The 13,024-nt window shown below is 60.6% G+C and carries 14 protein-coding genes; 8 read left to right on the forward strand and 6 right to left on the reverse strand.

Annotation, left to right across the window (positions count from 1 at the left end; genetic code table 11):
- Positions 1 to 106 precede the first annotated feature (106 nt).
- The 3 genes from NATGR_RS06685 (at position 107) to NATGR_RS06695 (ending at position 2,766) form a co-directional block, all read left to right on the forward strand.
- A complete protein-coding gene (locus NATGR_RS06685; RefSeq protein WP_005577163.1) occupies positions 107 to 1,732 on the forward strand; it encodes a tryptophan--tRNA ligase in 1,626 nt (541 codons plus the stop codon).
- 333 nt (positions 1,733 to 2,065) lie between these two features.
- The gene (locus NATGR_RS06690; protein ID WP_005577161.1) at positions 2,066 to 2,422 is read left to right on the forward strand and encodes a helix-turn-helix domain-containing protein; all 357 of its coding nucleotides are present in this window, start codon (positions 2,066 to 2,068) and stop codon (positions 2,420 to 2,422) included.
- The gene (locus NATGR_RS06695; RefSeq protein WP_005577159.1) at positions 2,419 to 2,766 is read left to right on the forward strand and encodes a type II toxin-antitoxin system PemK/MazF family toxin; all 348 of its coding nucleotides are present in this window, start codon (positions 2,419 to 2,421) and stop codon (positions 2,764 to 2,766) included. Before NATGR_RS06690 ends, NATGR_RS06695 begins: the two co-directional genes overlap by 4 nt.
- A gap of 118 nt (positions 2,767 to 2,884) precedes the next feature.
- On the opposite strand, the gene NATGR_RS06700 is transcribed toward NATGR_RS06695, so the two are convergent.
- Complete coding sequence (locus tag NATGR_RS06700; RefSeq protein WP_005577157.1) at positions 2,885 to 3,202, reverse strand: DUF5518 domain-containing protein; 318 nt, start codon at positions 3,200 to 3,202, stop codon at positions 2,885 to 2,887.
- Between the two features lie 87 nt (positions 3,203 to 3,289).
- Here NATGR_RS06700 and NATGR_RS06705 point away from each other — a divergent pair, with 87 nt between their 5' ends.
- Positions 3,290 to 4,393 (forward strand): IS630-like element ISNagr8 family transposase, encoded by a 1,104-nt coding sequence (locus NATGR_RS06705; RefSeq protein ID WP_015233380.1) that lies wholly within the window; start codon positions 3,290 to 3,292, stop codon positions 4,391 to 4,393.
- Here the strand turns inward: NATGR_RS06705 and NATGR_RS06710 are convergent.
- Positions 4,365 to 5,651 (reverse strand): RNA-guided endonuclease InsQ/TnpB family protein, encoded by a 1,287-nt coding sequence (locus NATGR_RS06710; protein ID WP_005577145.1) that lies wholly within the window; start codon positions 5,649 to 5,651, stop codon positions 4,365 to 4,367. The genes NATGR_RS06705 and NATGR_RS06710 overlap by 29 nt on opposite strands.
- 70 nt (positions 5,652 to 5,721) lie before the next feature.
- Complete coding sequence (locus NATGR_RS20400; RefSeq protein WP_015233413.1) at positions 5,722 to 5,847, reverse strand: hypothetical protein; 126 nt, start codon at positions 5,845 to 5,847, stop codon at positions 5,722 to 5,724.
- A 137-nt stretch (positions 5,848 to 5,984) separates the two neighbouring features.
- On the opposite strand from NATGR_RS20400, the gene NATGR_RS06715 reads away from it, so the two are divergent.
- From NATGR_RS06715 to pheT, 3 genes are all read left to right on the forward strand, one after another.
- Positions 5,985 to 6,221: a hypothetical protein gene (locus NATGR_RS06715; protein ID WP_005577143.1), complete on the forward strand. Its 237-nt coding sequence runs from the start codon at positions 5,985 to 5,987 to the stop codon at positions 6,219 to 6,221.
- A gap of 605 nt (positions 6,222 to 6,826) precedes the next feature.
- A complete protein-coding gene (gene pheS / locus NATGR_RS06720) occupies positions 6,827 to 8,341 on the forward strand; it encodes a phenylalanine--tRNA ligase subunit alpha (protein WP_015233414.1) in 1,515 nt (504 codons plus the stop codon).
- Positions 8,341 to 10,155, forward strand: coding sequence for a phenylalanine--tRNA ligase subunit beta (gene pheT, locus NATGR_RS06725; protein ID WP_005577132.1), 1,815 nt, complete (start codon positions 8,341 to 8,343; stop codon positions 10,153 to 10,155). Before pheS ends, pheT begins: the two co-directional genes overlap by 1 nt.
- A 12-nt stretch (positions 10,156 to 10,167) precedes the next feature.
- Here pheT and NATGR_RS06730 read toward each other — a convergent pair whose 3' ends face one another.
- The 3 genes from NATGR_RS06730 to NATGR_RS06740 form a co-directional block, all read right to left on the reverse strand.
- On the reverse strand, positions 10,168 to 10,989 hold the full coding sequence (locus NATGR_RS06730) for a DUF7260 family protein (protein WP_005577131.1): 822 nt from the start codon (positions 10,987 to 10,989) through the stop codon (positions 10,168 to 10,170).
- The gene (locus tag NATGR_RS06735) at positions 10,986 to 11,942 is read right to left on the reverse strand and encodes a DUF7551 domain-containing protein (RefSeq protein WP_015233415.1); all 957 of its coding nucleotides are present in this window, start codon (positions 11,940 to 11,942) and stop codon (positions 10,986 to 10,988) included. The genes NATGR_RS06730 and NATGR_RS06735 overlap by 4 nt, the downstream gene beginning before the upstream one ends.
- Before the next feature lie 243 nt (positions 11,943 to 12,185).
- Positions 12,186 to 12,383: a hypothetical protein gene (locus NATGR_RS06740; RefSeq protein ID WP_005577127.1), complete on the reverse strand. Its 198-nt coding sequence runs from the start codon at positions 12,381 to 12,383 to the stop codon at positions 12,186 to 12,188.
- A gap of 235 nt (positions 12,384 to 12,618) precedes the next feature.
- Between NATGR_RS06740 and NATGR_RS06745 the strand changes: the two genes are divergently transcribed.
- Positions 12,619 to 12,927: a non-histone chromosomal MC1 family protein gene (locus NATGR_RS06745; RefSeq protein WP_005577125.1), complete on the forward strand. Its 309-nt coding sequence runs from the start codon at positions 12,619 to 12,621 to the stop codon at positions 12,925 to 12,927.
- The last annotated feature ends 97 nt before the right edge of the window (positions 12,928 to 13,024 follow it).

A 13,024-nucleotide genomic window follows, 5' to 3' on the forward strand; every position in this document is an offset into this window, starting at 1 on the left:
ACTCGCCTCGGTTCCGTATACGCGTCGGTATCCGTGATCCGACGCGGCTCGATCGCGACGATCGAAGCCGAAGCCTTTTGCGCGCTGGCGCGCCAAAACCGTGGTAATGACCGGAGACGACCCGCTCGAGGAGTCCGAGTCGAGAGAACCGTTCGCGGATGGTGGGAGGCCGGATGCAGACGACGAGGGGGCGTCGACCCCGCGAGCAGACGGTGGCACCGTCGACGAAGTCGCACTGGACCCCTGGGGTTCCTCGGCCGTCTCCGACTATCGCAAGCTGTTCGAGGAGTTCGGGATCGAGGAGTTCGACGAGGTGCTCGAAGAAGTCCCGAATCCACACTACCTGATGCGACGCGGCGTCATCTTCGGACACCGGGACTACCGCTCCGTCGCCGAGGCGATGCACGAGGACGAACCCGCAGCCGTCCTCTCGGGGTTCATGCCGACCGGCGACCCACACATCGGGCACAAACTCGTCTTCGACGAGATCGTCTGGCACCAGGAGCAGGGCGCAGACGCCTACGCCCTGATCGCCGACCTCGAGGCCAATTCGGCCCGCGGGATGAGCTGGGCGGAGATCGACGAGCACGCCCGCAGCTACCTCCTCTCGTTGCTCGCGCTCGGGTTCGACCCCGAGGAAGGGGTGCTCTACCGTCAGTCCACGAATCGAGACGTCCAAGACCTCGCGTTCGACCTCGGTGCGGAAGCGAACTTCTCGGAGTTTCAGTCGATCTACGGCTTCGACGGCGAGACCGACGTCTCACACATGCAGTCGGTCGTTACCCAGATGGCCGACATCCTCTACCCGCAACTCGAGGAGCCAAAGCCGACCGTCATCCCCGTCGGTCCCGACCAGGACCCCCACGTCCGACTTGCACGGGACCTCGCCGAACGAATGCGCTTTTTCAAGGTCTCCAAGGCCTACGCCAGTTTCGAACTCGAACCCGACGAACGCGAGGTGGTCGCCGACTGCTACGAGCGACTCGAGCCCGCGGCGTTCGACGACGACCAGCTCCGATGTACGCACGTCGCCAAAGCCATCGCAGAGACGCCGCTCGAGGAGCTGGCGATCGACGCGAGCACGCTCGACGACCTCCTGACGAAACTCGAGGAAGGCGGCATGGAGCCGGTTCGACCCCGTACTCGCTTCTTCAGCCGGCGGGCGACCGACGACGCGTTCGACGCGCTGATCGACGCGATCGACGGCGAGAAACGCGTCTACGAGAGCCACGTCGACGCCTTCGAGATCGACCGCGAAAAAGCCAAAGAGCTCGCCCGCGAGGTCGAGGTCGCAAACGGTGGCTACGGTTTCCAGCCACCGTCCTCGATCTATCATCGGTTCATGACCGGGCTCACCGGCGGGAAGATGTCCTCGTCGATCCCGGCCAGCCACATCTCGCTGCTTGACGACCCCGAAGACGGCTACGACAAAGTACAGGCAGCGACGACCGGCGGCCGTGAGACGGCCGAAGAACAGCGTGAGAAAGGTGGGAAAGCAGACGAGTGTCCCGTCTACGAACTGTACGCCTACCTGCTCGCCGGCGACGACGACGAGTTCGCCAAGCGCGTCTACGACGAGTGCGTCGGCGGCGAACGCCTCTGTGGCGGCTGCAAGGAACAGGCCGCACAGTTGATGAAAGAGTTTCTCGAGGACCACCAGGAGAAACGCGAAGAAGTCGAGGAGTTACTCGAGGAAGCGGATATCGAACTCGAGTCGCCGCGTCGTCGGTAGATTCCGTCTAATCGTCGCCACTGACTCGCTTACAGCGGCCAACCTACAGTTTCTGATACGTTTCGGGACCGACGACCTGACCGTGTAAGTCGTCGATCACCTCGACGTCGACTTCCTCACACTACTCGAGACATCGCAGGTATACCTCGAAGTCGTACTCTGCACGTTCGATCCGGAACGTCTCCGCACCCGCGAGTTTCTCGCTCGAGAGGTACAGTTGCGTCGGGCGGACCCCGGAAAGTGGCAGAGAGCGGATCGTAGTCTTTGGACTGGCTGCAGATACAGAGGATATACGAGATACACTTAATACGATCAGTACCGTATGTCGGACAAATGTCGATCGACATCGACCGGTTCGACGAACGCTCTCCGGAAGAACTGACCGAGTTGAGCAATCCGGAGCAGGTCGTTCGATTCCTCTACGAGAACAGGGATCGGGCGTGGAAGGCTACCGAAATCGCCCGTCGAACCGAGGTCAACGAGAATTCGATCCACCCTGTCCTGTCGCGACTCGAGGAACGAGACCTCGTTCGACACAAGGGTCCGTACTGGGCGATTACGGACGATCTGGATCGCCTGGAACGAGCCTACGACCTGCACAGGATCACGCGCAAGTTCGACGACATGTACGGTGAAGAGGACCGCGACGAGTGGATTGCAGCGAGTGAGAACGCGACAGAAGAGAGATGACGAACGCTCGAGGCGACGTCGTGTACGCGGACGACCCGTTCAAAGACGGAGACGCGGGCCGTCCCTGGCTGGTCGTCAACACGTCCGAAATGCCGTTTCACGGCGAACAGTACATCGCATTGACGTTGTCCACGAAGACCTGGTACGACGAACGGATTCCGATCGACGACGAAGACGTGGTCGACGGTGGGCTGCCGAGAGACAGTTCGATCCTGCCGTGGGCGGTCGCTAGCCTCGATCCGGACGATATCGATCGCGAACTCGGTCGTATACGAACAGAGCTCGTCGATGAATCAGTTGCAACGCTCGTCGACTATCTCGGTTTTCGACCCGGAAACGACTGACCCACTACTGCAACTCGAGCAGTGTGACCGACACCTCATACGGATTGCTGTAACGATGTACCGGCGCAACCGCGACCCGTGCGGCGGTTGCGCCGGAAATGACTTACAGTAAACCGTATCAGATACGGCCGATCTCGTCGCCGAACTCCTCGTTCAGGTACGAGCCGAGCGCGCCACCGGCGGCTGCGAATGCGAGAGCGTAGACGATCACGAAGGCGATTCCAAAGAGGAGGATACTACCCATCATCACCGGCGCACCCACGAGTCCCATGAAGAGTCCGCCGAGCGCGAGAAACATGACGTAGCCGAGAATGCCGTAGACGAGACCGGCAACGACGCCGGCGGCGAATCCGTCGCTTACGTCCGGCCCCTCGAGATACCCTGCGAGGATGCCGCCGAGTAACGACGAGAAAGGGGTGAATCGCCTCGGAGTCAAGTGGTTCGAGAATCAAAGATTCTCGTCATCACGAGAGAGCTTAATGAGTGACAGAAGTTTTGGGCGTGGGCTAAGACGAACGGGGTAATGGGAGGAGACCGGCGGGGCGAGCTCGTTCGTCATCTGAGCGAGGAGGAGTTGGATCGTCTGCTGGACGAAGCAGACGATCCAAAGGTCGTCAAGCGGCTCACCTTTGTCAAACGTCTCTACAAGGGTGCAACGTACGAAGAAGCAGCCGACGACGTTGGGAAATCTGCGTCGACTGGAAGTCGCTGGGCACGTCGATGGAACGATGGCGGGCTGGGTCAGTTGACACCGAACTTCGGGGGCGGAAGGCCCCCGAAGCTCGGTGACGAGGAACAAGAGTGTCTTCTAGAACTTCTCCGGGAGGGACAGCCCTGGAAAGCACAGGAAGTTCACCAGCTCTTGGACGAAGAGTTCGATGTTGAGTACCATCCGGATTATCTCGGTCGATTCCTCCGGAATCTCGGACTGTCTTACGCTAAACCACGTCCAAAACGTCCCTCACGGCCAGAAAATGCAGATGAAATCCTCGAAGAACGCGTCGCAGACGCGTTCGACGAGGAAACAGAGACAGCACATAACAAGCGTCCCGAGGATGAGGACGAAGGCTGGGTTCTCGACGACGATATCTGTACAGATGGAGGAACTATCGTCGGTTTTTGTGACGCTTCTCATCCGCAACCATACGACAATTCGCATCGACTGTGGTACGTCGATGATCCGACACTCGAACGACCGCTGGTGAAGCTTGACGAACCAGCGGTCGGGTGCTATACGCTCAACGGCGAAAGTGTCCTGACCTTTCCTGAAGATCAATCGAAAGAGAACATCTGTGCCCTATTGGAGGAGGTCCGCGAGCAGAATCCGGGAACGCGGATTCTGCTCGTCTTGGACAACTTCTCGTCTCACATCTGTGAGCACACGCGCAAGCGCGCACATCAACTCGGTATCGATCTCGTCTTTCTTCCGGTCGGTTCACCGCATCTCAATCCAATCGAGCAGGTCTGGAAAGTGCTCAAACGAAATGCTTCACCAATCGTCGTGGCGAGCGAGAGCGCGTTCCGCACTCTCGCTCGCCGCCTCTTCAACACCCTCACCGATCGACTTGGATTCGCCAAGTCTTGGATCGACCAGTTCCTCAGTCCATATTTGCAAAAGTTATCTTGATCATTACGCTCTCTCGAACGACCCCGAGGCTTCCCGTTTCCACGACGCGACTTGCCGACACGGACTCGAAGTGAGTCGTGTCCGTAGCGGTCACAGTCTCCACGGGCGTGTCTTCGGGCCATCCCAGCCCTAGTTTAGAAAAGCCTCTCTGCAACACGTTCATCGCCGCATTCGCATCTCTATCTGTCTCGAACCCACACGCTGGACACGAGTGTTCCCGCACCCAGATAGGTTTCGCTGTTTCCACGCCACACGACGCACACTCTTTCGTGGTGCCTCGGGCTTTGACCTGCACGACGTGACAACCGTACAGGTCGGATTTGTATTCGAGAAGGGTGATGAACTGTCTCCACGCCGCATCCTGCTTGTTCCGTGCGTTGTGCGACTGCTCCAACATCCCCTTCGCGTCCAAGTCCTCAACGAACACGGCGTCGTACTTGCGGACGAGCCATGTCGTGAGTTTGTGCTGGTAGTCCAGCACCTTCCACTTGATGTGACGTTTGACCTTCGCCACTTCCCGGCGTTGCTTCTCGTAGTTGTTCGACCCCTTCTCCTTCCGCGAGAGTTTGCGTTGTTCGCGGCGAAGACGCTCGTACTCGTCTTCGAGGTCGAGCCAATCCACGGTTTTGCCGTCTGACGTGTGGATGTAGTTCTGGATGCCGAGGTCGATTCCAACGCTGTTGCTCGCGTCGAGCGAGTCCACGTCGGGTTTCTCGGGCAAGTCAGCCTCGTCTGTTTCGAGGCCGAAAGAGACGAACCATTCGCCGGTCGTCTCTTTCTTGAACGTGACTTCTTTAATAGTGGCGTGGTCAGGAATCGGGCGGTGGTAACGGATTTTGACCCAACCGATCTTGCTGAAGCGGACGTAGGCGAACCTGTCGCGTCCCCTCTTTTCATCGAGGTCGAAACCGGACTGGTTGTACGTCACGCTTCGGTACTCGCTGGGGCCTTGCCGTTTGAGACGACCGACGTTGTATCCCTTCTCTTTCTTCTTACGAAGGTTCGAGAGGTTACGGTGGAAGCGAGCAACAGTGGCTTGTGCGGCTTTTGAGTGCAGTTCGCTGAACACCGCCCACTTGTGTTTCCACTCTGGAAGTTTGTTGTTCTGGTCGTACTCGCTCGGCTTGTCGTCCTCGGGGCTGTTCTCGTAGTCCCAGCGGACGTGGTTGTAGAGTTGGCGATGAACGTTCAGATGGTGTTCCAGTCCCTCCGCTACCTCTTGTGTTGGGTAGGCGTGGTAGCGGTGACTGTGTTCCATCGCTGTCTCTTGATTAGGGATATATTCACTTAATGATTTGTGTCACGGGTGGTCGTCTTCATCCCCGAGGTCAAGCCTCGGGGTATTCGCCTTGGCCGCCGATAAAAAAGAGGACGAGTGCAGCGACCCCACCGATGAGGCCGTTGACGATCGTGGAGCGAGACGGGGACCGATCTTCCGAGCGGGCGTGTGCCATACCCCGCGTTTGGAGCCGGCCTACTAATCCGTTCGGTTATCTGTCACAATTCGGTTGATGATGGTCGTCTACGTCCCACTCCCGACGACAGTCATCGGCCGCTGTCACTATATGGCAACAGTTCGTTCGGCCGGGTAATGAGTGATACTGACGAAAACGACGACCTTCCGGACGAACTACCCGACGATCCGGACGAACTCTATTCTATTGCGACGACGGATTCCGAGTTTCCCTACCGGCGCGAGGCTGCGATAAAGCAACTCGCCACGTACGAGGACACGGATGATTTGCTGACCGAACTGGCGGACGGAGAAGCGCTTACGGTCATCGAGCAGACGCTGGCGACGTCGAAACTCGACGAACAGGGGTCGTAAGAAACACAACGTCGAACAGAGAGGGTCAACAGGGACTGGAGCGTGTGACACTGCTTCGTTTTCCGTGTTGACCCTAGTGGCGGGCCAAGCCTGAACTGATGGGTCGAATCTGGCGGTGTGGCTCGATTCGACCCGTCAGTCGACGGTTGGGACGGTACTAGTACTCCGCCAAGCGTCGACTGCTGCGTGAACCCAGACGACCGCATTCGGTTTCACTCATCCGTTCAGGCTTGCCAAAGCACTAGAGAGAAAGCCCTCTGTGGCGGATTATATTTTGTGGCCCGCCGGATCGGTCTCGAGCGGCTGAATTTGGCCGAGTGAGGCGAGACTGACGAGCGTCACCGATCCACAATGTTTTTGCGATCGCCTCCCGATCGGACGTGTATGGCCTCCGAATCCCGCGGCCGTGAAAGCGTCGTCAGCCAGCAACAGCAGACGCGTTCGGGGTTCGGCTTCTTTTTTCGGTAGCTCGGAACGGTGAACCCACGGTCTCCGTCGTCGGCGGCCGTGGCGAAACCGTCCGTCCCGCGCCGACGGGAGTCGGCGTCGGCCCGATGCGAGTCGGAACCGCTAACTGACCGCCACGCAGCCATACCAACAAGCGAATGCAACTTCCAGAACCACAGGTCGCGGTCCTAGAGGCCGCGAGTGCGGACGAGGCAACGTCCGTCGACGCCCTCGCCGAGGCGACCGACCTTCCACCCGAGACCGTCACCGGGGCGGCGTTCGAACTCGAGGAGGAGGGTCTGCTCGAGGTCAGAGAGCGCGTCGACGAAACGATCGAACTCACCGCCGAGGGCCACGACTACGCCGACGGCCGGTTGCCGGAGGTGCGACTCTACGAGACTGCGCTCGAGGCCGGTGCCGACGCTGACGCAGTCTCGATGGGCCAGGTCATCGGTGGGTCGGGTCTCGAGGGCGACGCGGTCGACATCGCGCTCTCGAACTACGCCCGGAAGGGGTACGGCTCGATCGACAGCGGCGAGATCACCGCCGATCCGGACGCCGACCCCACAGCAGACGCGGAAGCCAGTACGCTCGAGACGCTGGCCGACGACGCAGATGCCGACGGGGTCGACGACGACACGCTCGAGAGCCTCGAGCGGCGCGGACTCGTCGACATCGTCGAGACGACGACCCGCGAGGTGATGGTGACCGAGCAGGGCGTCACGGAACTGATGGCCGGCCTCGAGACTGCCGAGACGGTCGGACAGGTGACGCCGGAACTGCTGACGGGCGGCGACTGGCAGGACGTCGAGTTCGCCGACTACAACGTCGAGGCCGACGCCGAGCGGTTCGAGGGTGGAAACGTCCACATCCTGCGCCAGACGGCAGAGCGCGTGAAAGACGTTCTCGTCGGCATGGGCTTCCAGGAGATGGAAGGCCCGCACGTCGACGCGGACTTCTGGATCAACGACTGCCTGTTCATGCCCCAGGACCACCCCGCACGGACTCACTGGGACCGGTTCGCGCTCGAGGAGCCGACGCACATCGACGAACTCCCCGAACAACTCGTCGCGGACGTCGAACGCGCCCACCGCGAGGGCGTCGGCGCGGACGGCGAGGGGTATCACTCGCCGTGGGACGAGGACTTCGCGCGTGCACTCGCACTGCGCGGCCACACGACCTCGCTGTCGACGCGGTATCTCTCCGGCGAGGAGATCGGCGAGATCGAACCGCCAGCCCGGTACTTCAGCGTCGAGAAGGTGTACCGCAACGATACGCTCGACCCGACCCACCTGCTCGAGTTCTTCCAGATCGAGGGCTGGGTGATGGCCGAAGACCTCTCCGTGCGTGACCTGATGGGCACCTTCGAAGAGTTCTACGCCCAGTTCGGCATCGAGGACATCCAGTTCAAGCCCCACTACAACCCCTACACGGAGCCGAGCTTCGAACTGTTCGGGACGCATCCGACGACCGGCGAACTCGTCGAGATCGGCAACTCCGGCATCTTCCGCGAGGAGATGCTCGAGCCCCTCGGTGTGGAGTGTGACGTGATGGCCTGGGGGCTCGCCCTCGAGCGTCTGCTGATGCTGATGTACGGCTTCGAGGACATCCGGGACATCCACGGGACGCTGTGTGATCTTGAACTGCTGCGGAACACGGAGGTGACCTACTGATGCCCACGGTCGACATCGATCCCGACGAACTGCGCGAACTGACCGGCAAGGACGAGACAGGCGACGAAGAACTGAAAGAGGACCTGTTCGCCCTCGGCCTCGAGTTCGAGGGCCGCACCGAAGACGGCGAGTTCGAACTCGAGTTCGCGCCCGATCGCCTGGATCGGCTCTCGGTGGAAGGCATCGCACGATCGCTCACCTACCAGCACGGCGACTCTCGAGGTGTACACGTCCCGTCGACGAACAAGCCCGAGTGGACGATCGAGGTCGACGAATCGGTGCCCGAGGAGCGACCGTACGTCACGGGCGCGGTGATCCGCGACGTCGACCTGGACGAAGACGCGCTCGACTCCCTCATTCAGCTACAGGAGAAACTCCACGCGACGATGGGGCGCAAGCGCGCGAAGGGCGCGATCGGGATTCACGATCTGACGATGTTGAAGGGGCGCGATGCGCTACGCGCATCGGAAAGCGCGAGTAGCGCGGAACGTAGTTCCGCGAATAGTCGAGCGGCGGAGCCGCGAGACGACGGCGACGAGCCGCGAGCGAGTCCCGAGACGGAGGGCAGTTCCACCATCGAGTACGTCGGCGTCGAACCCGACGAGGATCGGTTCGTCCCGCTCGATTCCGACGCAGAGCTGACGCCCGCGGACGTACTCGAGGACCACCCCACCGGCGAGACCTACGCCGACCTCGTGAGCGAGTACGAGCGCTACCCCGCGATCTACGACGATCTCGGGCTGTTCTCGTTCCCGCCAGTCATCAACGGTCGGCGCACGGAGGTCACCACCGACTCACGGGACCTCTTCGTCGAGATGACCGGCACCGACCAGTGGACGATCGACAGGATGCTCAACATCGTCTGCTACGCGCTCGCTGCGCGCGGAGCGACCCTCGAGGAAGTTACCGTCGAGTATCCGGACCACGAAATCGTTCGTCCGGACCTCTCGACGACGGAAAAGACGGTCGCACACGACCGAATCGAGACGATTCTGGGCGTCGACTTCGACCCCGAGGAAGTGATCGACCTCGCAGAACGATCCGGCCTCGAGGCCGAAAAAGAAGCAAGCGACGACGGCGACCTCGTCTACGAGGTCACGATCCCACCCTACCGTGTCGACGTGCTCCACCCGCTAGATGTCATCGACGACCTCGGGCGCGCGTACGGCTTCAACGAACTCGAGCCGAACTATCCCGAGGTCGGGACCGTCGGCGGCCGCCACGAGCGCTCGCGCCTCGAACGCTCGGTCCGCGAGCAACTCGTTGGCCTGGGCTTCGAGGATCTGCTGAACTTCCACATGATCAGCGAGGAGGAGAACTACGAGCGCGTGGACGTGGAACCCGACGCTGGCGTCTACGGGGCCGGCGAGCCCGCGACCATCAAAGGGCCCTACAGCGAGGACTTCACGATGTTGCGGACGTGGGTCACACCCTCGCTGCTGATGGTCTTAGAGCGTAACACCCACCGCGCGTATCCACAGGACCTCGCGGAGATCGGATTCACCGCTGAGGTCGACGAGAGCGAAAATACGGGCATCGCCGAACGACGCCGCATCGGGGCCGTCCTCGCGAGCCACGAAGCCGGCTACGAGGACGCAAAGGCTCGACTGCAGGCACTCTGTCGCCGGTTCGACGTCGACCTCGAGACGCCGCCCACCGAACACCCGACCTTCATTTCGGGTCGAACGGCGAGCGTCGTCATCGACGGCGAGGCGGTCGGCGTGATCGGCGAGTTCCATCCGACGGTGCTCGTCGAACACGACCTCGAGGTGCCCGTGGCCGGGTTCGAGTTCGACCTCGCGGCGCTGCGGTAACAGTAGCACAGGTCAGACGCGGCGAGTGAGGTGGTCTCGAACCGCCCGCTGGCACGTTCGACACTGCTCGAGCAAGCGAAGCACCGTCGACAGGGCCGGATAGGACGTTGGGAGTTCGCGATAGAGGTAGGTCACGAGGGTTCGATGAGCGAGTCCAGCGGTCGCGTTGTACGTCGTCGTTCCGTGGAGAACCGATTGCCGCTTCTCGAGTAACCGTCGACACGCCGCTCGGTGGTCTGCAAGCGTTTCGTGACGCCGGCGTAACTCCTCGAAACCCAGGTCCAGAAGCGGTGTCTCGTCGACCTCGACGAGCCAGTTTACGAGTTCGGTGACCGTCTCTTTCGTCGTCCGGAGCGATTCGACTTCGATTTTCAGTGCTCGCTTCATCGCCTCGAGTTCGGCACGGCGTTGACGGGCAGCCGAGAGAACCGCCTGTTTCAGGTCGGGGGTGAACTGGTGGTCGGTCGACGGTGCGAGAGCGACGGCGACATCTTGACCGAATTCCTCGCCGATGAGTGTCAGTACCGGTTCGGATTGTTCGATGTCGTCGACAGCGTAGGGGTGGATCGTCTCGGCGAACAGGTTTCGGACGTCTCGACGGCAGGCGGCAGTGGCGCTCTCCGACGGTCCGTACTGAACTGTCGAAACCGTCCGTGATGCCGTGATTCGCCCGCCATCGGTGACGTGTGGCGAAGCGTTCGGTGTCGCGGGCGAGAGGTCGTCGACGCCTTTCACGAATCGGTCGACTGCCGCCAGTTTCCCGGTTACTTCTCCCAGTTCTTCTGTCACGTGTTCCAGGGCTTCGTGGAGGGGCGAATCGAGTTCTACGGTCATCGGCGAGTCACCTCGGTTGCCTGGACCAGACTCGGAGAACGTTCCACCGACTCGGTCGTAATCCGTACCCGACAGGTAGCAGGATCAGATTCGGGGCGTTCGACATCGGAGATAGTCAGCTGTCGGGTCGGATACTGTCGAAACAACTCGAGGGTGAGCGGAAGCGTCACGATGGGACGATTCTCTCCCTTTGTGGCCCCATCGAACGCGTATCCGTCGATCGAGACCGTCCATGCGCGTACGCCCGTCTCCAACTCGCCCGACCGAGAGCGGATAGCATATCCCTCGAGGAGCGACACGGTCTGCAACCGGGACAGCGTCGATGCGATCGGATCGGCGGCTGACGGGGCGGGAGGGAGTCGTTGCACGGTCGTCGAGAGAAGGCGTCGCTGTTCGTCAGGTGTAAGCGTCGTCGCTAGCTCCGCGGCCATACTCTCGAGCAGGCAGAGACAGAGTTCGTTCGTCTGCTCGATTCGCTCGGCGAGATCGACGTACGTGTCCATGATGGTTTTCTCGAGGTCGTCGTGAGACGATTCGGCGATCGTCTCGAACACTGCAGCGGCGACGGTGTGGCAGAAATCGATCAGCGAATCGTCGGGAGAGTGTTCCGCCGAACGCATCCGATTCCGGCCGGCACCGACTTCGACCGGGGTGGAAAGAGTCGACGACAATCGGGGCGAGCCGGTCGATTCGCCGTCGGCTGGTCTCTCTCGAGATCGTTCACAGACGACGACGTCGTAGGACGGAAGTCGTGGATCGTATCGCCGGAGCGTCGTCCTGTACTGTTCGGTCGCGCGTGCCGCCGCTCGAGCCGTCGAGCGGCTCTCGAAGGACAGTCCTCTGGTAGGAACCGGTCGATCGCCGGTTCGGGCACAGACGAGATAGTATCGTCCGGAATCACTCGAGAGCGACGTGATATACTTGCGAATGTCCACGAGTGTCGTTCCAACCATTTTAGGTGAGCCTAAAACACGCGGGGGTAAATAATTTAGGCAGGCCTAAAGAGTGGTGCCTGGAGCACGGCGTAATACGGCCGAAACGAACAACAACGGGTTGACGACGGAAGTCAGGAACCGCAGAGAGTATTCTATCGGGCTATCGACTCGGTGCTGGTCGTCGAAACGAGAACCGGACGGTCGAAACGAAATCGACAGTAATCGACCGATTTGCTCTCACACCGCCAGAAATGATCGGCGTTAAAACTCGTGTTGTACTTCTTCCTCGTCGGCTTTCTGGATGATGATCTTACCGTCCCGTACGCGGACGAAGACCTCGTCACCGATATCCATGCCCGCGACTGCGAGTTCATCCTCGTGGAGGTTGAGGTGGACGTTGTGGTAGTTGCCGTCTTCGTCTTTCGCACCGCTCGGACTCAGCTTCTTTTTCCGGACCATCGCGGGATTCTATGACGAACTTCGCCGTAGGATATACTTAAGTGTTTTCGACCGGCCAGCGGTCGGTCACTATCGATAGAATCCACGGTAGCATCGAACGCGCCAGAATCGACCCAGCCGTCGGATACTGCAGAGAAGTGATGTGCGAATTTACTTAAAGATACTGGCGCAGTCGGTCGATTTCCGGGGATATCTTTATGTCACGCCGTGTACTGGATTCACACGGAGGAGAATTATGGTACGCGAAGACGGGAAACGAAACTTTGCATTGCGCGAATCGGACGGAGAAGAGGACAGCGTCTTCTCTGGGAACACGCCCCGACAGGCAGCGCTGAAGGCCGCACGGCGACTCGAGCCGGGTCCAACCGAAGACGACGCCGACCGCGTCGAACTCCGACTTCGAGAGAAAGGCACCGACAAAGTCCACATCTACGACGGTTGGGCCTGGGAGGAGACGGCACCCGACGACAAGCCCGACTGGATGCCCGAGGAGATCACGGAGGCAAACGTCTCCAAGAAGGGTATCGAACACCTCGACGAGTGAAACAGGAACAACCTTTTTCACGCCACCATCCCGGTGGAGGGGCGTCTATCGGCCGCCGCGATCTCGAGACCGAACGAGAACGACCGCGTGAACGCGT

The sequence above is a fragment of the Natronobacterium gregoryi SP2 genome, from assembly GCF_000230715.2.
In the GTDB taxonomy this organism is placed as follows: Archaea; Halobacteriota; Halobacteria; order Halobacteriales; family Natrialbaceae; genus Natronobacterium; species Natronobacterium gregoryi.

What these genes read in the sequence shown, in the direction of transcription:
- NATGR_RS06685 (WP_005577163.1), top strand. Translation starts at nt 107, where the DNA reads ATGACCGGAGACGACCCGCTCGAGGAGTCCGAGTCGAGAGAACCGTTC.
- NATGR_RS06690 (WP_005577161.1), top strand. Translation starts at nt 2,066, where the DNA reads ATGTCGATCGACATCGACCGGTTCGACGAACGCTCTCCGGAAGAACTG.
- NATGR_RS06695 (WP_005577159.1), top strand. Translation starts at nt 2,419, where the DNA reads ATGACGAACGCTCGAGGCGACGTCGTGTACGCGGACGACCCGTTCAAA.
- NATGR_RS06705 (WP_015233380.1), top strand. Translation starts at nt 3,290, where the DNA reads ATGGGAGGAGACCGGCGGGGCGAGCTCGTTCGTCATCTGAGCGAGGAG.
- NATGR_RS06710 (WP_005577145.1), bottom strand. Translation starts at nt 5,651, where the DNA reads ATGGAACACAGTCACCGCTACCACGCCTACCCAACACAAGAGGTAGCG.
- NATGR_RS20400 (WP_015233413.1), bottom strand. Translation starts at nt 5,847, where the DNA reads ATGGCACACGCCCGCTCGGAAGATCGGTCCCCGTCTCGCTCCACGATC.
- NATGR_RS06715 (WP_005577143.1), top strand. Translation starts at nt 5,985, where the DNA reads ATGAGTGATACTGACGAAAACGACGACCTTCCGGACGAACTACCCGAC.
- pheS (WP_015233414.1), top strand. Translation starts at nt 6,827, where the DNA reads ATGCAACTTCCAGAACCACAGGTCGCGGTCCTAGAGGCCGCGAGTGCG.
- pheT (WP_005577132.1), top strand. Translation starts at nt 8,341, where the DNA reads ATGCCCACGGTCGACATCGATCCCGACGAACTGCGCGAACTGACCGGC.
- NATGR_RS06730 (WP_005577131.1), bottom strand. Translation starts at nt 10,989, where the DNA reads ATGACCGTAGAACTCGATTCGCCCCTCCACGAAGCCCTGGAACACGTG.
- NATGR_RS06735 (WP_015233415.1), bottom strand. Translation starts at nt 11,942, where the DNA reads ATGGTTGGAACGACACTCGTGGACATTCGCAAGTATATCACGTCGCTC.
- NATGR_RS06740 (WP_005577127.1), bottom strand. Translation starts at nt 12,383, where the DNA reads ATGGTCCGGAAAAAGAAGCTGAGTCCGAGCGGTGCGAAAGACGAAGAC.
- NATGR_RS06745 (WP_005577125.1), top strand. Translation starts at nt 12,619, where the DNA reads ATGGTACGCGAAGACGGGAAACGAAACTTTGCATTGCGCGAATCGGAC.